The sequence below is a fragment of the Microbacterium sp. ZXT2-5 genome, assembly GCF_055329545.1.
Genome location: NZ_JBUZWD010000001.1, coordinates 1,421,908 through 1,440,325, shown reverse-complemented (window position 1 = coordinate 1,440,325; position 18,418 = coordinate 1,421,908). Strand labels below are relative to the sequence as shown.

18 protein-coding genes and 2 tRNA genes are annotated in these 18,418 nt (G+C 68.3%); 10 read left to right on the top strand and 10 right to left on the bottom strand.

Features of this window, described 5'->3' with window-relative positions; all coding sequences use genetic code 11:
* Positions 1 to 479: 479 nt before the first annotated feature.
* The 7 genes from ACZBH1_RS06260 to rpmH form a co-directional block, all read right to left on the bottom strand.
* Positions 480 to 776: a GIY-YIG nuclease family protein gene (locus ACZBH1_RS06260; RefSeq protein ID WP_452323794.1), complete on the bottom strand. Its 297-nt coding sequence runs from the start codon at positions 774 to 776 to the stop codon at positions 480 to 482.
* A 1,350-nt stretch (positions 777 to 2,126) separates the two neighbouring features.
* Entirely contained in the window at positions 2,127 to 2,750 is a 624-nt protein-coding gene (gene rsmG / locus ACZBH1_RS06255; RefSeq protein WP_463645829.1) for a 16S rRNA (guanine(527)-N(7))-methyltransferase RsmG, read from the bottom strand.
* 47 nt (positions 2,751 to 2,797) lie between these two features.
* Positions 2,798 to 3,316, bottom strand: a complete 519-nt coding sequence (locus ACZBH1_RS06250; RefSeq protein ID WP_378879297.1) for a Jag family protein — start codon at positions 3,314 to 3,316, stop codon at positions 2,798 to 2,800.
* Between the two features lie 36 nt (positions 3,317 to 3,352).
* On the bottom strand, positions 3,353 to 4,489 hold the full coding sequence (gene yidC / locus ACZBH1_RS06245; protein ID WP_336394012.1) for a membrane protein insertase YidC: 1,137 nt from the start codon (positions 4,487 to 4,489) through the stop codon (positions 3,353 to 3,355).
* A gap of 8 nt (positions 4,490 to 4,497) precedes the next feature.
* Entirely contained in the window at positions 4,498 to 4,854 is a 357-nt protein-coding gene (yidD, locus tag ACZBH1_RS06240; protein WP_336394011.1) for a membrane protein insertion efficiency factor YidD, read from the bottom strand.
* Positions 4,851 to 5,189: a ribonuclease P protein component gene (rnpA, locus tag ACZBH1_RS06235; RefSeq protein ID WP_336394010.1), complete on the bottom strand. Its 339-nt coding sequence runs from the start codon at positions 5,187 to 5,189 to the stop codon at positions 4,851 to 4,853. The genes yidD and rnpA overlap by 4 nt, the downstream gene beginning before the upstream one ends.
* Before the next feature lie 8 nt (positions 5,190 to 5,197).
* Entirely contained in the window at positions 5,198 to 5,335 is a 138-nt protein-coding gene (gene rpmH, locus ACZBH1_RS06230) for a 50S ribosomal protein L34 (protein WP_055952712.1), read from the bottom strand.
* A gap of 310 nt (positions 5,336 to 5,645) precedes the next feature.
* On the opposite strand from rpmH, the gene dnaA reads away from it, so the two are divergent.
* The 7 genes from dnaA (at position 5,646) to ACZBH1_RS06195 (ending at position 15,738) form a co-directional block, all read left to right on the top strand.
* Complete coding sequence (dnaA, locus tag ACZBH1_RS06225) at positions 5,646 to 7,082, top strand: chromosomal replication initiator protein DnaA (RefSeq protein WP_452323796.1); 1,437 nt, start codon at positions 5,646 to 5,648, stop codon at positions 7,080 to 7,082.
* Between the two features lie 477 nt (positions 7,083 to 7,559).
* Positions 7,560 to 8,714 carry a DNA polymerase III subunit beta gene (gene dnaN / locus ACZBH1_RS06220; RefSeq protein ID WP_463645828.1) on the top strand — a complete coding sequence of 385 codons (1,155 nt, stop codon included), beginning with the start codon at positions 7,560 to 7,562 and terminating at the stop codon, positions 8,712 to 8,714.
* Positions 8,715 to 8,773: 59 nt separating this feature from the next.
* Entirely contained in the window at positions 8,774 to 9,982 is a 1,209-nt protein-coding gene (gene recF / locus ACZBH1_RS06215) for a DNA replication/repair protein RecF (protein ID WP_463645827.1), read from the top strand.
* Positions 9,975 to 10,499, top strand: coding sequence for a DciA family protein (locus tag ACZBH1_RS06210; RefSeq protein ID WP_336394006.1), 525 nt, complete (start codon positions 9,975 to 9,977; stop codon positions 10,497 to 10,499). The genes recF and ACZBH1_RS06210 overlap by 8 nt, the downstream gene beginning before the upstream one ends.
* 121 nt (positions 10,500 to 10,620) lie before the next feature.
* Positions 10,621 to 12,657 (top strand): DNA topoisomerase (ATP-hydrolyzing) subunit B, encoded by a 2,037-nt coding sequence (gene gyrB, locus ACZBH1_RS06205; protein ID WP_336394005.1) that lies wholly within the window; start codon positions 10,621 to 10,623, stop codon positions 12,655 to 12,657.
* Positions 12,658 to 12,706: 49 nt separating this feature from the next.
* Positions 12,707 to 15,337 carry a DNA gyrase subunit A gene (gyrA, locus tag ACZBH1_RS06200; protein WP_336394004.1) on the top strand — a complete coding sequence of 877 codons (2,631 nt, stop codon included), beginning with the start codon at positions 12,707 to 12,709 and terminating at the stop codon, positions 15,335 to 15,337.
* On the top strand, positions 15,334 to 15,738 hold the full coding sequence (locus ACZBH1_RS06195; protein ID WP_336394003.1) for a DUF3566 domain-containing protein: 405 nt from the start codon (positions 15,334 to 15,336) through the stop codon (positions 15,736 to 15,738). Before gyrA ends, ACZBH1_RS06195 begins: the two co-directional genes overlap by 4 nt.
* 56 nt (positions 15,739 to 15,794) lie before the next feature.
* Here the strand turns inward: ACZBH1_RS06195 and ACZBH1_RS06190 are convergent, their stop codons facing one another.
* Complete coding sequence (locus ACZBH1_RS06190; protein WP_463645826.1) at positions 15,795 to 16,520, bottom strand: VIT1/CCC1 transporter family protein; 726 nt, start codon at positions 16,518 to 16,520, stop codon at positions 15,795 to 15,797.
* A gap of 73 nt (positions 16,521 to 16,593) precedes the next feature.
* Here ACZBH1_RS06190 and ACZBH1_RS06185 point away from each other — a divergent pair.
* From ACZBH1_RS06185 to ACZBH1_RS06175, 3 genes are all read left to right on the top strand, one after another.
* Positions 16,594 to 16,667: transfer RNA gene (locus ACZBH1_RS06185), tRNA-Ile, on the top strand.
* Between the two features lie 11 nt (positions 16,668 to 16,678).
* Positions 16,679 to 16,751 (top strand) — tRNA-Ala (locus ACZBH1_RS06180).
* A gap of 84 nt (positions 16,752 to 16,835) precedes the next feature.
* The gene (locus ACZBH1_RS06175) at positions 16,836 to 17,276 is read left to right on the top strand and encodes an NUDIX hydrolase (RefSeq protein ID WP_452323798.1); all 441 of its coding nucleotides are present in this window, start codon (positions 16,836 to 16,838) and stop codon (positions 17,274 to 17,276) included.
* 51 nt (positions 17,277 to 17,327) lie between these two features.
* Here the strand turns inward: ACZBH1_RS06175 and ACZBH1_RS06170 are convergent, their stop codons facing one another.
* A complete protein-coding gene (locus tag ACZBH1_RS06170) occupies positions 17,328 to 17,825 on the bottom strand; it encodes an aminoacyl-tRNA deacylase (protein WP_463645825.1) in 498 nt (165 codons plus the stop codon).
* Positions 17,818 to 18,333, bottom strand: a complete 516-nt coding sequence (locus ACZBH1_RS06165) for a DNA helicase (RefSeq protein WP_336393999.1) — start codon at positions 18,331 to 18,333, stop codon at positions 17,818 to 17,820. The genes ACZBH1_RS06170 and ACZBH1_RS06165 overlap by 8 nt, the downstream gene beginning before the upstream one ends.
* Positions 18,334 to 18,418 lie beyond the last annotated feature (85 nt).

Genomic DNA, 18,418 nt, shown 5'->3' with positions numbered 1-18,418 from the left:
AGTAGCGAGGAACGAGCGTATCGAGACCCCCCGACCCCGGAATGGTGCAGACCATGCCCGGAACCGCCGGTCGAGTAGCGAAGAACCAGCGTATCGAGACCCCGACGCTCCATCCCGCCGGTCGACGCCTTCGGCATCACCACGTCGTGGGCCACAAGCCACACCAACCGGAGGAATCAGCCGGCCGGGACCGTAGCCCTCTCAAGATCCGCGCCCGACCGGTCGAGCAGCGGAGGAATGTATCGAGACCGGAGCGGATCCCGTCCTCTCCGTGCGGCAACACGGCGCCGAGCTGGCCCCTCTGCATCTGCAGGGCGACCACGTGTGCCGAAACCTCCCGATCGGTCAGGGGGAGCCGGGACACCCGGGGCGTGGTCTCGATACGCTCGTACCTCGCTACTCGACCGGCGGGGTGGAAGATCGGAGTCGTGTTCTCGATGGCGATGTTTCACGTGAAACAACTCACTGCGCGTCCGCACTCAGCCGTCAGATGTGTCCACGAACCGCTTCTTGCTGAGCGCCGGTAGCGACTCCAGGTGCCCGGTGGCCAACGCGATGCGCTTGGCTCGGCTCCACCCCTGCACCTGCTTCTCACGTCGGTAGGCGTCGTCGACCCGATCGAACTGTTCGAAGTAGAGCAGCTGCACAGGGAGACGCGTCTTGGTGTATTCAGCCCCTTCACTCTCGTTGTGCTGCGCGATTCGGTGTTCGAGGTTCAGGGTGCTCCCCACGTAGAGGGAGCCGTCGGCGCATTGGAGCATGTACATGTAGGCCATCGGGCTATCGTTGCGACTTGGCTCGAGACGACGGCTCGCGTCGTATGGGCTGTGGAGTCAACGCGGGCGGCTCCGTGCTGGGGAGGAGCGGCGACGCGGTCCAGGATGCCATCCGCCCCCGTCGCGAAGAGGCTGTCAGACTCTCCCACCACACCTTGCATCCCCGGCGCTGAGTCAGCGCCGTCCCGGTGGGGATCAGTCGCGCGCACGACGGCTTCCCCCAAGAAGTCGGCGCGTTTCGAGTCGCGCCGGTCGCATGGCTACCGGACGCCGACTGAAGCACCGCGGCTATGTTTCACGTGAAACGGCCCGGCCCGATGGCTCTCCTCTCGCTATTGCCCCCGCGTGAAGCTACGTGATGTTTCACGTGAAACGTCGCCCTCGTCGCCGCCACTCCCAGGCGCATGGTTTGGGCGAGCAAAGGGCTTTGAGTGCACTCGAGGATAGGGCGCAATCAGCCCGCGGGCGCGACAACCGCTCTTTGCAGAATCTCACGCGGTCGACAGTGACAGGCAACGGCCAGCCCCAAGTATGCGGTCCTCGAGTCGGTGACTCGCCGAGGAACAGGTGGTGGTCTCGATACGCTCGTTCCTCGCTACTCGACCGGCGAGTGCAGGGTGTCGCAGCGCTGAAGCGAGCGGTATGCACGTACTACGAGCCGTACAAACGAACTCCTCCTCGGCCCACCGCGGACTGTGGACAGGCCTCGATGCGCTCGTGCCTCGATACTCGGCCCGCGAGTGCGGGGGTAGAACTGAAGCTGCGGCACCACATCCGCTGAGACCGCGCGATGCGGACCGGGAGTGCATGGAGCTCGGCGGCGCAGAAGGCTCGGGCGCGGTGAGGTCCGAGTGCGGGACCGGAAGATCGGCACAGGTATCGATAGCGCGGGCCTCGGTGGTCGACGGGCGCGATCAGAAGGTTGTGCGGTCCGTGGCCAGTAGGTCTCGATACGCTCGTACCTCGCTACTCGACCGGCAAGTGAACGGGGGCGACGCGGGTCTCGATGCGCTCGTACCTCGCTACTCGGCCGGCGAGGGCCGGACGCGGGTCTCGATACGCTCGTACCTCGCTACTCGACCGGCAAGTGAACGGGGGCGACGTGAGTCTCGATACGCTCGTACCTCGCTACTCGACCGGCAGGTGAACGGGGGCGACCCGGGTCTCGATACGCTCGTGCCTCGCTACTCGACCGGCGAGGGCCGGACGCGGGTCTCGATACGCTCGAGCCTCGCTACTCGACCGGCGGGGAATGAGAATGCGGGGAGATGCGGTCGCCGGGGCGCGCTACTGGACGACCGGCGCGGACGACGGGCGATGTTTCACGTGAAACGTACCGCGGAGCTACGGTCAGCGGACGGTGGCTCGGATCACCCGGGAGGGCTCGGGGAGAAGGCCCTCGCCCACGATCTCGACGCGGGCGTTCGTCAGCCTGAACTTGCGGAGCTGTTTGTCAGCGGCCTCGATCTCGTTCGCGGCGCTCGTGCCCTTGAGGAGGATCAGTTCGCCACCGTTACGCACCAGGGGAGCGGTGATCGGCACCAGAGTGCGCAGCGCGCTTACCGCACGTGCGGTGACAGCGTCCAGCACCGGACCGCGCTTCCAGTCCTCGGCGCGAGCGCGCAGCACCTCGACGTTCTCGAGCCTCAGCGCCTCGACCTGCTCCGACAGCCACGCGACGCGGCGTTCCATCGGCTCGATCAGCACCCACTCCACGTCGGGGCGAGCGATCGCCAGCACCAGACCGGGCAGCCCGGCGCCGGAGCCGACGTCGCCGACGCGCCCGTGGAACAGGGGAGCGATGACGGCGCTGTTGAGGATGTGCCTGGACCACAGGCGCGGCGGTTCGAGCGGACCGATGAGCCCGCGCTCCTCGCCGTGACGGCCGAGCGCCTCCGTGAAACGCCGTGCGACCTCGATCCGGTCGCCGAAGATCTCGGCAGCTGCGGCGGGCTCTTGCTCGATCTCGATCATGGTCACTCCGACAGGGCCGGGCAGTGTTTCACGTGAAACGTCGGCGCTCAGCCGCGCCGGATCACGGTGTGACGATCGGCGCCCTCGCCGTACGACTCGGAGACGAAACCGCGCTCGGCGACGATGTCGTGGACCACCTTGCGCTCGTAGCTCGACATCGCCGGAAGCGAAGCCTGCGACGCGCCCTCATCCAGTCGGGCGATCGCACGGTCGACGAGCGTCGCGAGCTCGTGCTGCCGCGCGTCGCGGGACCCGCCGACATCGAGGATCAGCCGCGAGAACCGCCCGGTGCGGCTCTGCACGGCGATCCGCGTCAACTCCTGAAGGGCCTGCACGGTGTCGGGTGCCGCGATGAGCGCCACCGAGCCGCCGGCGGGCGCCTCCACCGACACGTACGCCCGCCCGGCGCGGACGTCGAGATCCAGGTCGCCGTCGATGTCGGCGATGTCGAGCAGGCCCTCGATGAAGTCGGCGGCGATGTCGCCTTCCTCCTCGAGCTGGGCGACGGTCGCCGGAACGCGCTCGTCGCGAGCGTCGGTAGCGGCGAAGTCAGGAGACGTGGTCATGACGGGATTCCTCGGGGGAGCGGGTCGAAAGGGGACTCAGGATGCCGGACGCGGGCCGGGGGCACCGGCATCCGTCTCATCCGCCGGCTTGCCGCCGCCCGGCTTGGCACCCGGCTGCTTCTGCGCCTGCTTCTTCGCGCGCTGCTTGCTGACGGGCTGCTGACGCTTGGGCGCCGCGGCCTTGGCGCGCTCGGCCTCTTCGAACAGACGCTGCTGCTCGGCCTGGTACTTCTCCATCGGCACGACCTTGCCCGACGCGTCGATCGCCTTGCCCTTGCGAGCGAGGCGCTCCTCGCGCTCCTTGGCCGCGTCCGATCCGGGCGTGGGCATCTCACGGATGACCAGGAACTGCTGGCCCATCGTCCACAGGTTCGACACGAACCAGTAGATGACGACACCCAGCGGGAAGAAGACACCCGAGAAGACGAAGGCGAAGGGCAGGACGTACAGCATGATCTTCTGCATCTGGTACGCCTGGCCGGTCTTGGCCTCGGGGGACAGGTTCTTCGAGATGATCTGCAGCTGCGTGAAGAACTGCGAGACGATCATCAGCACGACGAGCGTGAGCAGGATGAGGATCGCGGGGGTGTTGCCGGTGTTGATCGCGTCGATGAGCGTCTCGTGCAGCGAGGCGACGCCGAAGAGCTTCGCGTTGTAGAACTCCGCGGTGAGCTCGGCGTTGAGCAGCCCGACACCGCCGACGCCGTCGTTGTAGTGGCGGGTCACGTCGTTGAGCACGCTGAACAGCGCGAAGAACACCGGCATCTGGACGAGCAGCGGCAGGCACGAGGAGACGGGCGTGGTGCCGTGCTTCTTGTACAGCGCCATCGTCTCGCGGCTCATCGCCTCGCGGGAGAGCTGATCACGCTTGCCCTTGTACTTCTCTTGAACTTTTCGCAGTTCAGGAGCGATTTCCATCATCTTTCGCTGGCTCTTGATCTGCCGCACGAACAGCGGGATCATCGCCGAGCGGACGACGATCACGAGGCCGACGATCGACAGCACCCACGTGATGCCGTCTGCCGGCGGAAGACCGATCGCGGTGAACAGCCAGTGCCAGAAGACCAGCACGGCCTCGACCGCCCACTTCAGCGGCCACAGGATGATCCCGAACAGGTCGAATCCTCCGCCGGTCTGTTCGGGCGCGGGGGTGGAGGCCAGCAAGAGATCCATGCGGCGGATCAGTCCTTTCCGGTGGGGGCGGGCACGACGAACCCGTGAGGGGTCAGCGCGTGCCGGAAGTTCTTGTGCGGGGGCACGTCATCGACGCCGCCGGCCGCCCACGGGTGGCAGCGCGCGATGCGGGCGGCAGTCATGGCCGACCCGACGACCGCGCCGTGCTGCTGCACCGCGCCGACGGCGTACGCCGAACACGACGGGTAGTACTTGCAGACGTCGCCGTAGGTGTGCGAGATCGTGGCGCGGTAGCCGTGGAGCAGCGCGAGGACCGCGTTGCGGGGGAGCAGCGGGATGCTGCGCAGGGAATCGGATGCCTCGAACCGGGCGTCTCCGAGTGCATAGGCCGGGAGCACGCTCATGCGGCGGCGCTCCGCGGGAGACACTTCGTCACGTCGGTGCGCAGCTCGGCGAACGACGCCGACGCCGCACTCGGCAGGGCGCGGATCACGACGTCGCTTCCGGGGGCCACCGAGCCGAGGGACTCGAAGCACAGTGCCTTCAGTCGACGCCGGACGGTGTTGCGCATCACGGCGCCGCCGACCTGGCGGCTGACGATGAAGCCGAACCGCGCCGGACCATCGGTCACGACGCGGCTGACATAGGTGACGGTGTGCGCTCCGGCACACCGACGACCCCTACGGACGACGGCCTTGTAATCCGCTCCGCGGGTGAGTCGGTTCGGCCTCGCGAGCACCGCTCGGCTCAGGCCGAGAGCTCGGTGCGCCCCTTGGCGCGACGAGCCGAAAGGATGCCGCGACCGGCGCGCGTGCGCATGCGGGCGCGGAAGCCGTGCTTCTTGGCGCGGCGGCGGTTGTTGGGCTGGAAGGTGCGCTTGCTCATGAGGAACTACTTCCGATCAGGTGTCACCGGGACGCTCGAGACCGGGGACGGGTGTACAGGGGCGACTGCCACGAGGGCATAAGTCAACCGATCAAGGCTACGTCGAGACGCCCGAGAACTCAAACCGAGAGGGGAACGTGTCATTATGCCCCCGGTGACGGCTGGACCCTGGCACCGACACGCAGGCCGGATCTACAGTGGAGTTTGCTCACGGGACGCCCGCTGACTAGCGTGGCTCCGGCAGTTATCCACAGGCTCGGACCGACGTTTCCGCGGCATCGGGTGGAATCGTCAACAACCCGGGGGGGCCATGTCATCGCACGAAGTTCCAGATGTTCCTGTCTGGACCGCCGTCCTGGACGAACTCGTGCGAGACGATCGCATCACCCCGCAGCTGCATGGCTTCATCAGCCTGGCCGTGCCGCAGGGCGTCATGGGCGGCACCCTCTATCTCGACGTGCCGAACGACCTCACCGCGGCGCAGTTCACCAAGCGCATGCGGGCGCCGATCCTCGAGGCGCTGACCCGCGTGGCCGAGGATGTCCAGGACCCGGCGTCGAACTTCCGGGTCGTCGTCAATCCCGACCTCGCTGACGCGCACCTGACCGCGCCGATCCCGCTTCAGTCCAGCGTCATCTCGCCGCAGCCGGCTGCGCCGCAGGTGGGACGCCCACCGCTCGAGGAGCCGGCGGACGCGGCATCCACCTCCCGCAATGACACCCGGCTCAACCCGAAGTACACGTTCGACAACTTCGTCATCGGCCAGTCCAACCGCTTCGCGCATGCCGCGGCGGTCGCGGTGGCCGAGGCTCCCGCGAAGGCGTACAACCCGCTCTTCATCTACGGGGACTCCGGACTGGGCAAGACGCACCTCCTGCACGCCATCGGCGACTACGCGCTCAGCCTCTATGCCGGAATCCGCGTGAGGTACGTGTCGAGCGAGGAGTTCACCAACGACTTCATCAACTCGATCGCCAACAACCGCGGCTCGGCGTTCCAGGCCCGGTACCGCGATGTCGACATCCTGCTGATCGACGACATCCAGTTCCTGCAGGGCCGCGCCGAGACGCAGGAGGCCTTCTTCCACACGTTCAACCAGCTGCACGACCACGACAAGCAGGTCGTGATCACGAGCGACGTCCCGCCGAAGCACCTGACCGGGTTCGAGGACCGCATGCGCAGCCGTTTCGAGTGGGGTCTCATCACCGACGTGCAGGCACCCGACCTCGAGACGCGCATCGCGATCCTCCGCAAGAAGGCGCAGTCCGAGCGGCTGCACATCCCCGACGAAGTGCTGGAGTACATCGCCACCGTCGTCTCCAGCAACATCCGCGAGCTCGAGGGCGCCCTGATCCGCGTGTCGGCGTTCGCGAGCCTCAACCGCTCCACACTCGACATGTCGCTCGCCCAGACCGTGCTGCGGGACATCGTCGACCAGGACGACGCGAACGTGGTCTCGCCGACCGACATCATCACGGCGACCGCCGCGTACTTCAAGCTCACCGTCGACGACCTCTACGGCTCGAGCCGCTCGCAGCAGGTCGCGCAGGCCCGCCAGATCGCGATGTATCTGTGCCGTGAGCGCACGAGCCTGTCGCTGCCGAAGATCGGGCAGCTGTTCGGCAACCGCGACCACACCACCGTGATGTACGCCTACAAGAAGATCAGCGAGCTCATGAAGGAGCGCCGCTCGATCTACAACCAGGTCACGGAGATCACCGCTCAGCTCGGTCGGAACGGCCGCTGACGACCCCTCCCAGCCGCGAAGCGGGCCCCCGATGCGCAGTCGGGGGCCCGCTTGCGCATATGCCGGAAGAAGTTCTTGACATCGGGGCCGAGGGAGCGCGATCATCCGGTTCTTCACAGTGTGGAAAACCTGTGGATAACTCTCGAAGCCTGCGGAAACGCCTGTGCACACCGGTGGGATGCCTGTGGATGAATGGGGGATGCCGGCGGCCGCGGCATCCGTCGTCCCGAAGTCCGTCCGCAGCCGCTCCACAACTCACACTCTTGTGGTTTCCCTGTGCCGACTGGCGAGTCGGACGTTCTCCACAGTTTCCACAGCCGTTAACACCATGACAAGAAATCTCTCTGATGAATCCCGTCCGATGACCTTCACGGTGGACAAGGGCTCGGACAGACCCGGACTGGCAATCGTCGGTGCTGGCACTAGCATGAGTACCCCGAGCCCGTAGCCTGCGGGTCCGCTGCAGAGGGAGCGTTCGTGAAGTTCCACGTCAATCGCGATGTGTTCAGCGAAGCCGTGTCGTTCGTCGTCAAGCTTCTGCCGCAGCGCAACCCCCAGCCGATCCTGGCGGGCGTGCTGATCGAGGCATCCGATGCGGGTCTCTCGCTCGCGGCGTTCGATTACGAGGCCTCCGCACGCACGACCATCGAGGCCACCGTCGACGAGCCGGGCACGATCCTGGTGCACGGCCGCCTGCTGTCGGACATCGCCAGCCGCCTGCCGAACGCCCCCATCCAGATCGAGGTCGATCAGGACGGCGGCATCCTGCTGACATGCGGGTCGGCGCGCTTCACGCTCGCATCCATGCCGGTGCAGGAGTACCCCGCGATCCCGGAGGTCTCGGGCGACTCGGGTCTCGTGCCGTCGGAGGACTTCGCCACCGCGATCTCGCAGGTCGCCTTCGCGGCGTCCCGCGACGACGTCACCCCGGTGCTGACCGGTGTGCAGCTGGAGGTGTCGGGCACCAGCCTCAGCCTCGTCGCCACCGACCGCTACCGCGTCGCGCTGCGCGAGATTCCGTGGGACGGCGGCTCCACCGCGAGTGACGAGGCGACGACGGCGCTCGTCCCCGCCCGCACGCTCACCGAGGTCGGCAAGACGTTCGCGCACGGCGGCGACATCTCGATCGCGTTCTCGGGGTCGGGCGACCGCGAGATCATCGCCTTCACCGCCGGCAACAAGACGGTGACCTCGCTGCTGATCAAGGGCAACTTCCCGCCGGTGCGGCGCCTCTTCCCCGAGCAGACCGATCACCACGCGGTGGTCAACACGGCCGAGCTCGCCGAGGCGGTGCGCCGCGTGTCGCTCGTGCTGGACCGTTCGGCCCCGCTGCGGTTCACGTTCACGGCCGACAGCGTGTCGATGGATGCCTCGGGCACCGAGCAGGCCCGTGCGACGGAGTCGGTCGACGCCACGCTGCAGGGCGGCGACGACGTGACGCTCGGCCTCAACCCCCAGTACCTGCTGGAGTCGCTCGGCGCGGTCAAGAGCGAGTTCGTCCGCATCACGTTCACGTCGAGCGAGAACGCGAACAAGCTCAGCCCCGTGCTGATCACGCCGCAGACCTCGGTCGACCGGGCAGGCTCGGACTCGTTCCGCTATCTGCTGCAGCCGAACCTGCTCCTGCGGTGACCCGGCGGCCGCCGGGCGGCCGGGGACCGGGCGTCGGCGGCGCTCACTAGGCTTGTCCGGTGATCGTGGAGCACCTGAGTCTGGTCGACTTCCGCAACTATGCGGCAGCCGACGTCGAGCTCGGGCCGGGTCCGAACGTCTTCGTCGGCCGCAACGGCCAGGGCAAGACGAACCTCGCCGAAGCGATCGGGTTCTTCGCGACGCTGGGCTCGCATCGCGTCTCGAACGACGCGCCCATGGTGCGCGACGGCGCGGATGCCGCGATCATCCGCGCCCGGCTGGCTCACGGCGATCGGCGCGTGCAGCTGGAGGCGCAGATCAACCGGCAGGGCTCCAACAAGGCTCGGGTCAACGGCTCGACGGTGAAGCCGGCCGAGCTCCCGCGCTACGCGCAGGTCGTGCTGTTCGCGCCCGAGGATCTGCAGATCGTCCGCGGCGACCCGTCGGCCCGGCGTCGCTTCGCCGACCAGCTCCTCGTGCAGCGCGCGCCGCGCATGGCCGGCGTGATCTCGGACTACGACCGGGTCCTCAAGCAGCGCACGGCGCTGCTCAAGTCCGCCAGAGCGCGCGGAATCCGCGGCGACGCCCTGTCCACGCTCGACGTGTGGGACGACAAGCTCGTCTCCCTCGGCACTCAACTGATCGCCGCGCGGCTGGCGCTGGCCGCCGACCTCGCGACGCCCCTCGCGGCCGCGTACACCGCGATCGCCGGCGCCGACCACAACCCCGAGATCGAATGGGCGCTGTCGGTCGCGGGCGCCGACACGGGTGAGGACGCCGACGGATCGCCCGCACCGGCGTCGGGCGCCTCCGGCGCAGGACCGGCTCCGGATGCCTCGACCGCACGCATCGCCGAGCTCTTCCGGCTGGCGCTCGCGGCCCGGCGAACGTCCGAGCTCGAGCGCGGGCTCACGCTCGTCGGCCCGCATCGTGACGACCTGCTGCTGCGGATCCGCGGCCTGCCGGTGAAGGGCTACGCGTCGCACGGCGAGTCCTGGTCGGTGGCGCTGTCGCTGCGCCTCGCCTCGGCCGAGCTCCTGCGAGCGGACTCGCAGCTCGGCGACCCGGTGCTCATCCTCGACGACGTGTTCGCCGAGCTCGACGCCGATCGCCGCGCGCGTCTGGCCCACCTGGCCGCCGGATACGAGCAGGTCGTCGTCACCGCGGCCGTCGAAGGAGACGTCCCCGAGAACCTCCGCGCCCGGATGGTGCGCGTGGAGGCGGGCCGGATCATCGGGCGCGTGGACGAGGAGCGGGCCGATGCCTGACCCGTCGACGGGCCCGGAATCCGGCGCGGGGGCCGACCGCGCGGCGCTGCCCGAGACCATCGCGACCTACCTGCGCCTGCGCGGCCTCGAGCCGTCGGCGCGTTCGTACCGCAAGCGCCGCCGGCGCACCGAGGACGACGAGAACCTGCCGTTCGCTCCCGGCCGCGACCCGCGCGGAGTGGGCGACGTGCTCTCCGATCTCACGCGCGAAGCGGGGTGGGATGCCCAGCTCGCCCGTGAGGACGTGGTGCGCGCCTGGGCCGAGGTCGCCGGTGAGGACACTGCTCGGCACACCCGCCCGGTCGCATTCTCGGGGGGAACGCTGACGGTCCAGGCGGACTCGACGGCGTGGGCGAAGCAGCTCCAGCTGATGCGCGCGCACATCCTCTCGGAGATCGTCCGGCGGTTCCCCGAGGCCGGGGTCGACGCAGTCCGCTTCATCGGGCCGGACGTCCCCTCCTGGAAATGGGGTCCCAGAACGATTCCAGGGCGGGGTCCGCGCGATACCTACGGCTGAACCACGTCAGGAGCCGTCCGGAAGGATTTCATGCGCTCATACGGGCGTAGAGCGTCGTGATCGAGGCGTTACCCGATAGACTGTCGGGGTCCCCTCCGAAGGATTTGGAGCCATCGCGAAGATGACGTCTGACAACCCCGACAACGTTTCCGAGGAACCCGAAACGCCCGACCGGGCTCCCAGCGAATACGGGGCAGATGCCATCCAGGTCCTGGAGGGCCTCGAAGCCGTCCGCAAGCGACCCGGCATGTACATCGGGTCCACCGGCGAACGCGGTCTGCACCACCTGGTCTACGAGATCGTCGACAACTCGGTCGACGAGGCGCTCGCCGGCTACTGCGACGCGATCAGCGTCACGATCCTCGAGGACGGCGCCGTCCGCGTCATCGACAACGGCCGCGGCATCCCGGTCGGCATGCACCGCACCGAGGGCAAGTCGACCGTCGAGGTGGTCCTCACCGTCCTCCACGCCGGCGGCAAGTTCGGCGGCGGCGGCTACGCGGTCTCGGGCGGCCTCCACGGCGTGGGCTCCTCCGTCGTCAACGCGCTGTCGACCCGCCTCGAGGTCGAGGTCAGGCGCGAGGGCCACGTGTGGCGGCAGTCGTACCGCGACGGCGGGCAGCCGCAGGCGCCGCTGGAGAGAGGCGAGGAGAGCACCGAGACCGGGACGATCATCACGTTCTGGCCCGACCCCGGCATCTTCGACACCGTCGAGTTCGACTACGACACCCTGCGCACGCGCTTCCAGCAGATGGCGTTCCTCAACAAGGGACTGCGGATCAGCCTGCGCGACGAGCGGCCGCAGGCGCTCATGCCCGACGACGACCCGGCCGACGGGATGAGCGAGCCGCAGCCCCGCCACGACGACTTCCTCTACGAGCGGGGTCTCGTGGACTACGTGGAGCACCTCAACAAGGTGCGCCACGCGGACGTCGTCAACGACGAGATCATCGAGGTCGAGTCCGAGGACACCGTGCGCCACATCTCGATCGAGCTGGCCATGCAGTGGACGACGAGCTACACCGAGAACGTGTTCACCTTCGCCAACACGATCAACACGCACGAGGGCGGAACCCACGAGGAGGGGTTCCGCGCCGCCCTCACGACGCTGGTCAACCGATACGCCCGCGGGCAGAACATGCTCAAGGAGAAGGACGAGAACCTCACCGGCGAGGACATCCGCGAGGGGCTCACGGCCGTCATCTCGGTGAAGCTCTCCGAGCCGCAGTTCGAAGGGCAGACCAAGACGAAGCTCGGCAACACCGAGGCGAAGGCGTTCGTCCAGAAGGTCGTCGGCGACAAGCTCGGCGACTGGTTCGACCGCAACCCGACGCAGGCCAAGAACGTCATCCGCAAGGCGATCGACGCGGCCTCCGCCCGCCTCGCCGCACGCAAGGCGCGCGAGACCGCCCGCCGCAAGAGCGTGTTCGAGTCGGCCGCGATGCCCGACAAGCTCAAGGACTGCACCAGCAAGGACCCGTCGATCAGCGAGATCTTCCTCGTCGAGGGAGACTCGGCGGGCGGCTCGGCGGTGCAGGGCCGCGACCCGCACACGCAGGCGATCCTGGCGCTGCGCGGCAAGATCCTCAACGTCGAGCGGGCCCGCCTCGACAAGGCGCTGTCCAACAAAGAGGTCCAGGCGATGATCCAGGCCTTCGGCACGGGCATCGGCGAGGACTTCGACATCGGCAAGGCGCGGTATCACAAGATCGTGCTGATGGCGGATGCCGACGTCGACGGCCAGCACATCACCACGCTGCTGCTCACGCTGCTGTTCCGGTACATGCGCGGACTCATCGAGGCCGGCTTCGTCTACCTCGCCATGCCCCCGCTGTACCGCCTGAAGTGGTCGAACTCCGCGCATGAGTACGTGTACTCCGACAAGGAGCGCGACGCGCTGCTGGAGGACGGACTGGCAGGCGGCAAGCGGATCCCCAAGGATTCCGGCATCCAGCGCTACAAGGGCCTCGGCGAGATGAACGCCAAGGAGCTGTGGGAGACGACGATGGACCACCGCACGCGGACGCTCCGCCAGGTGACCATCGACGACGCGGCGGCCGCCGACGAGATCTTCTCGGTGCTGATGGGCGAGGACGTCGAATCCCGCCGCACGTTCATCCAGCGCAACGCCAAGGACGTCCGCTTCCTCGACATCTGAGCCGCGGACAGGTCCACGCACCGGTTCACGGAGAACACGAAAGACACACATGGCAGACGAAGAGCGTCCCGACCCGAACGCCGAACACGAGCACGGCCGTATCGACCAGGTCGACCTGCAGCTGGAGATGCAGCGCAGCTACCTCGACTACGCGATGGCGGTCATCATCGGCCGCGCGCTGCCCGACGTGCGCGACGGCCTCAAGCCCGTGCACCGGCGCGTCCTGTACGGCATGTACGACGGCGGCTTCCGCCCCGACAAGTCGTTCTCGAAGTGCGCGCGCGTCGTCGGCGAGGTGATGGGCCAGTACCACCCGCACGGCGACACGGCGATCTACGACGCGCTCGTACGCCTCGTGCAGCCATGGTCGATGCGCTACCCGCTGGCCCAGGGCCAGGGCAACTTCGGCTCGCCCGGCAACATGGGCGCCGCGGCCCCGCGGTACACCGAGACGAAGATGGCTCAGCTCGCGCTCGAGATGGTGCGCGACATCGAAGAAGAGACCGTCGACTTCCAGGACAACTACGACGGCCAGACCCAGGAGCCGTCCGTCCTGCCGGCGCGCTTCCCCAACCTGCTGGTCAACGGCTCGGTCGGCATCGCGGTCGGCATGGCGACCAACATCCCGCCGCACAATCTCCGCGAGGTGTCGGCGGGTGCGCTGTGGGCGCTGGACAACCCGGAGGCCAAGCGCGAGGAGCTGCTCGAGGCGCTCATGGAGCGCATCCCCGGCCCCGACTTCCCGACGGGTGCGCAGATCCTCGGCACGAAGGGCATCCGCGAGGCCTACCGCACCGGGCGCGGCTCGATCACCATGCGTGCGGTCGTCTCCATCGAGGAGATCCAGGGTCGCACCTGCCTCGTCATCACCGAGCTGCCGTACCAGGTCAACCCCGACAACCTCGCGGTGAAGATCGGCGATCTGGCCCGCGAGGGCAAGATCACCGGGATCGCCGACATCCGCGATGAGACCAGTGACCGCACCGGGCAGCGCCTCGTGGTGGTGCTCAAGCGGGATGCGGTCGCCAAGGTCGTGCTGAACAACCTGTACAAGCACACGCAGCTGCAGGAGAACTTCGGCGCGAACATGCTCGCGATCGTCGACGGCGTGCCGCGTACTCTCCCGCTCGACGGCTTCGTGTCGTACTGGATCGAGCACCAGATCGACGTCATCGTGCGTCGCACGACCTACCGGCTCCGCGAGGCCGAGAAGCGCATGCACATCCTGCGCGGCTACCTCAAGGCGCTCGACGCCCTCGACGAGGTCATCGCGCTCATCCGCCGGTCGCCGACCGTGGACGACGCGCGCGAGGGACTGAAGTCGCTGCTGGAGATCGACGACATCCAGGCCGACGCGATCCTGCAGATGCAGCTGCGCCGCCTGGCAGCCCTCGAGCGTCAGAAGATCGTCGACGAGGCGACCGACCTCGAGGCGAAGATCGCCGATCTCAACGACATCCTCGTCAAGCCGGCGCGCCAGCGCTCGATCGTGCGCGACGAGCTGACCAGCATCGTGGAGAAGTTCGGCGACGAGCGCCGCACCCACATCCTGCCCGGCTACGACGGCGACATGTCGGTGGAGGACCTCATCCCCGAAGAGGAGATGGTGGTCACCGTCACGCGCGACGGCTACATCAAGCGCACTCGCAGCGACAACTACCGGTCGCAGCACCGCGGCGGCAAGGGCGTCAAGGGCGCCCAGTTGCGCGCCGACGACGTCGTCGAGCACTTCTTCGTCACGACGACCCACCACTGGCTGCTGTTCTTCACGAACAAAGGTCGCGTGTACCGGTCGAAGGCGTACGAGGTGCCGGAGGCCGGTCGCGACGCGAAGGGCCAGCACGTCGCCAACCTCCTCGCGCTGCAGCCCGACGAGGAGATCGCGCAGATCCTCGACATCCGCGACTACTCGGTGGCGACCTACCTCGTGCTCGCGACCCGCAACGGCCTGGTGAAGAAGACGCGCCTCAGCGAGTACGACACCAACCGCCAGGGCGGCATCATCGCGATCAGGCTCCGCGGTCAGGTGCCCGACGAGACCGGCGACGCCGACGCGGGTCCCGACGACGAGGTCGTCAGCGCGCTGCTGGTCGACGAGGGCGACGACATCCTCCTCATCAGCCGGCACGGCATGTCGCTGCGCTTCTCCGCCACCGACTCGGCGCTGCGGCCCATGGGCCGCTCGACCTCGGGCGTGAAGGGCATGGACTTCCGGGCGGGCGACAGCCTGCTGTCGGCATCCGTCGCCAGCGACGAGGGATTCGTCTTCGTGGTCACCGAGGGCGGCTACGCGAAGCGGACCTCGGTGGACCAGTATCGGGTGCAGAACCGGGGCGGACTGGGCATCAAGGTGGCCAAGCTGAGCGAGGATCGCGGCGATCTCGCGGGCGGTCTGATCGTCTCGGAGGACGACGAGGTCTTGGTGGTTCTTGCCAGCGGCAAGGTGGTACGCTCTGCCGTGGCCGAGGTCCCCGCCAAGGGTCGAGACACGATGGGAGTCGTGTTCGCCCGCTCCGACGAAGCCGATCGCATCCTCGCGATCGCACGCAACGGCGAACGGGGCCTGGCCGAAGAACCAGACGACGCAGCCGCCGACGGCGCCGAAGAGGCCCCGTCACCCGAGGTCCCCGCCGGGACGGATGCCTCGCCCGAGACCCCCGAAGAGAGCACCGACTCATGAGCACAGTAGCCGACAAGCTCGCCAAGAAATCCAGCCACAAGACGAGCGCCAAGCAGGTCCGCCTGCGCCTGGTGTACATCGACTTCTGGTCGGCCGTGAAGCTGTCCTTCCTCGCCGCCATCGCGATCGCCGTGGTCACCGTCGTGGCGTTCGTGATGGTGTTCCTGGTGGTGCAGACCACCGGCCTCATCGCGAAGGCGGACGAGTTCTTCTCGAGCTTCTCCGACGGCAGCATCCTGCTGTCGCACTTCGTGAGCTTCCCGCAGGTGCTGGCCTTCTCGGCCGTCGTGGCGATCCTCAACCTCGTCGTCGTCACCGTCCTCGGCGCCGTCATCGCGGGCATCTACAACCTCGCGGTCAAGGTGACCGGCGGCCTGCTGGTCGGGTTCACCTCCAACTGACCGTTACGTCCGAGCGCCGGCATCCGATCCGGGTGCCGGCGCTTCGCGTTCGCGGGTCAGACGACGGCCGTGCCCAGCAGTGTGCCGATGATCCACGTCACCGCGAGCGCCAGCGCGCCGCCGATGACGAGCCGGGCGGCCGCGCGCAGGCGCGGCGCGCCGCCCAGGACCGCCGACAGCGTGCCCGTGGCGGCGAGGGCGAGCAGCACCGCGACGAAGGTCACGGGCACCCGCCATTCCGGCGGCGGAAGCAGGATCGCCAAGAGCGGCAGCAGAGCGCCGAGCGTGAACGCGATCGCCGACGAGATCGCGGCGTGCCACGGGTTGGCGAGGTCCTCCTGGTCGATGTGCAGCTCGACCTCCAGGTGTGCCGACAGCGCGTCGTGCGCGGTGAGCTCCTCGGCGACCTGGCGGGCGGTCGCGTCCGAGAGGCCGCGGGCCCGGTACAGCCCGGTCAGCTCGTCCAGCTCGGCCTCGGGCATGTCGCGCAGTTCACCGCGCTCCTTGGCGATGAGGGCGCGCTCGGAGTCCCGTTGACTGCTGACCGACACGTACTCGCCGAGCGCCATCGAGATCGCGCCGGCGACGAGCCCGGCGATGCCGGCGGTGAAGAGAGCGCCGGTGTCGGTGGTCGCGCCGGCGACGCCGACGACGAGCGCCGCGACCGAGACGATGCCGTCATTGGCGCCGAGGACGCCCGCGCGCAACCAGTTCAGTCGCTGCCCCACTCCTGCGCCGTGGGGCTCGTCCGGGTGCGCGTTCGTGGTCACGGCACCAGTCAACCAGCCCGATTCGTGAAATCGCCATCCGTCGGGTAAAGTCTTGGAGGTTGCGGGGCGCAAGCGCCGCGACGACGGGGCTATAGCTCAGGCGGTTAGAGCGCTTCACTGATAATGAAGAGGTCCCAGGTTCAAGTCCTGGTAGCCCCACCGTAAGCCCCGGGGCCTTAGCTCAGTTGGTAGAGCGCCTGCTTTGCAAGCAGGATGTCAGGAGTTCGAATCTCCTAGGCTCCACAGAAGATGCACCTCCACACGAAGCCGGTCCCGACCAGGGCCGGCTTCTTCGTTCTCACGACCGCCCCGCGGTTAGGGTGAATCATGGACCTCCGCGTCGCTGCCTACGCGGTGATCGTCGATGACGATGACCGGATCCTGCTCGCCCACTGGAACGAAGGACGCCGGTCAGCGTGGACGATGCCGGGCGGCGGGCTGGAGCCCGGCGAGGACCCCGAGCGGGCGGCGCGCCGCGAGGTGCGGGAGGAGACCGGCTACCGGGTCGCGATCGAGCGGCTGCTCGGCATCCACTCCCGCGTCATCCCGCCGGGGCGCCGGCTGACGCCGCAGGCCGAGGCACCGCTGCATACCCTCCGCATCGTCTACCGCGCTCGTGTCACCGGCGGACGCCTGCGCCACGAGCAGGACGGCTCGACCGACCGGGCGGAGTGGTTCCCACTCTCGGATGTCAGAGGCCTCCAACGCGTGAAGCTCGTCGACATCGCGATCGAGATGGCCGGCATCGAACTGCCCCGGAAACGCTGAGGCCCGGCGGGGACGCGGCCGCCCGGTCGAGCGGCGCGGCGCTTCGAGCCGTCAGTCGATCGGCTGCGAGATGTCGGCGACCGTTGCCCCGTACGCGGCGATGAGATCGTCGGCGTCCACGAACATGCTGTAACCATGCGCGCCGGCGCCCATCGCGATGCGCTCACCCACGATCGCGCTGTCGGCGTAGACCGGCCAGTCGTGCGTGCTGCCGAGCGGCACGATGGTGCCGCGCTCGTAGCCGGTCGCGGCCAGGGCGCGCGCCGGGTCGGGCAACTGGAGCTTGTTCACCCCCACGACGGCGCGCAGCTTCGGCCACGAGATCGCGCGGTCCCCCGGGATCAGCGCGAACAGGAACGTGTCGTCGCTGCGCTTGACCACGAGCGTCTTCACGATCCCCGACGGCGGGATGCCGAGGATGGCGGCCGCCTCCGGGAGGCTGGTCGCCGCGGGGCGTTCGCGGATCTCGATCGCCAGACCGCGCGCGGCAGCGGCCGCGCGGACGCGGTCGGTGCCGGTGGAACTCTCGTCGGTCGCGGACTCAGGCATCCGGCGCGCGCAGCGGGTCGTCCGCGACCCACAGCTCGTCGTCGGCACGCAGCGTCTGCCATGCCGCGTACAGCACACCGACAGCCGCGGCGACGCCCAGGACGATGGCGATCCAGCCGCCGGCGCCGATGCCCTTCTTGACGGGCTCGGGAGCCGCCTTGCGGAACGATGCCTTGAGATCGAGGCCGCGCCCGCCCGCCAGACGCTCGCGCGTGTCGTTCGCGGCATCCCACACCGACATCGCAGAGCCCATGACGGCACCGGCGGCGGGGATGATCGTGCTGTTGACGACCTTCTTGCCCTTGTCGACATACGGCGCGGCGTAGCGGTCGTAGTTGGCCTGGACCTGCGGCTTGACCTGCTCGCGACCGTAGTTGCCGAGCTGGCGGCTGGCCTCGCGGGCCATGGATGCCGCCTCTCCGACCAGGACCTGCTGCGTCTCCCACAGGTTGCTGGCCTGCTTCTGCAGCTTCACGAGTTCCTTCTTGCGCTTGCGGCTGAGGCTCACGGTGCCCTCCCTTTGGGGATGTCGGTCTCCTTCATCTTGCCAGACCTCCGCCCGGACGGCAGGGGTTGCAGGGAACTCTGAGACA

Excerpts from the sequence above, each read along its gene's own strand:
- ACZBH1_RS06260 (WP_452323794.1), bottom strand. The coding sequence starts at position 776 with ATGGCCTACATGTACATGCTCCAATGCGCCGACGGCTCCCTCTACGTG.
- rsmG (WP_463645829.1), bottom strand. The coding sequence starts at position 2,750 with ATGATCGAGATCGAGCAAGAGCCCGCCGCAGCTGCCGAGATCTTCGGC.
- ACZBH1_RS06250 (WP_378879297.1), bottom strand. The coding sequence starts at position 3,316 with ATGACCACGTCTCCTGACTTCGCCGCTACCGACGCTCGCGACGAGCGC.
- yidC (WP_336394012.1), bottom strand. The coding sequence starts at position 4,489 with ATGGATCTCTTGCTGGCCTCCACCCCCGCGCCCGAACAGACCGGCGGA.
- yidD (WP_336394011.1), bottom strand. The coding sequence starts at position 4,854 with ATGAGCGTGCTCCCGGCCTATGCACTCGGAGACGCCCGGTTCGAGGCA.
- rpmH (WP_055952712.1), bottom strand. The coding sequence starts at position 5,335 with ATGAGCAAGCGCACCTTCCAGCCCAACAACCGCCGCCGCGCCAAGAAG.
- dnaA (WP_452323796.1), top strand. The coding sequence starts at position 5,646 with ATGTCATCGCACGAAGTTCCAGATGTTCCTGTCTGGACCGCCGTCCTG.
- ACZBH1_RS06210 (WP_336394006.1), top strand. The coding sequence starts at position 9,975 with ATGCCTGACCCGTCGACGGGCCCGGAATCCGGCGCGGGGGCCGACCGC.
- gyrB (WP_336394005.1), top strand. The coding sequence starts at position 10,621 with ATGACGTCTGACAACCCCGACAACGTTTCCGAGGAACCCGAAACGCCC.
- gyrA (WP_336394004.1), top strand. The coding sequence starts at position 12,707 with ATGGCAGACGAAGAGCGTCCCGACCCGAACGCCGAACACGAGCACGGC.
- ACZBH1_RS06195 (WP_336394003.1), top strand. The coding sequence starts at position 15,334 with ATGAGCACAGTAGCCGACAAGCTCGCCAAGAAATCCAGCCACAAGACG.
- ACZBH1_RS06175 (WP_452323798.1), top strand. The coding sequence starts at position 16,836 with ATGGACCTCCGCGTCGCTGCCTACGCGGTGATCGTCGATGACGATGAC.
- ACZBH1_RS06170 (WP_463645825.1), bottom strand. The coding sequence starts at position 17,825 with ATGCCTGAGTCCGCGACCGACGAGAGTTCCACCGGCACCGACCGCGTC.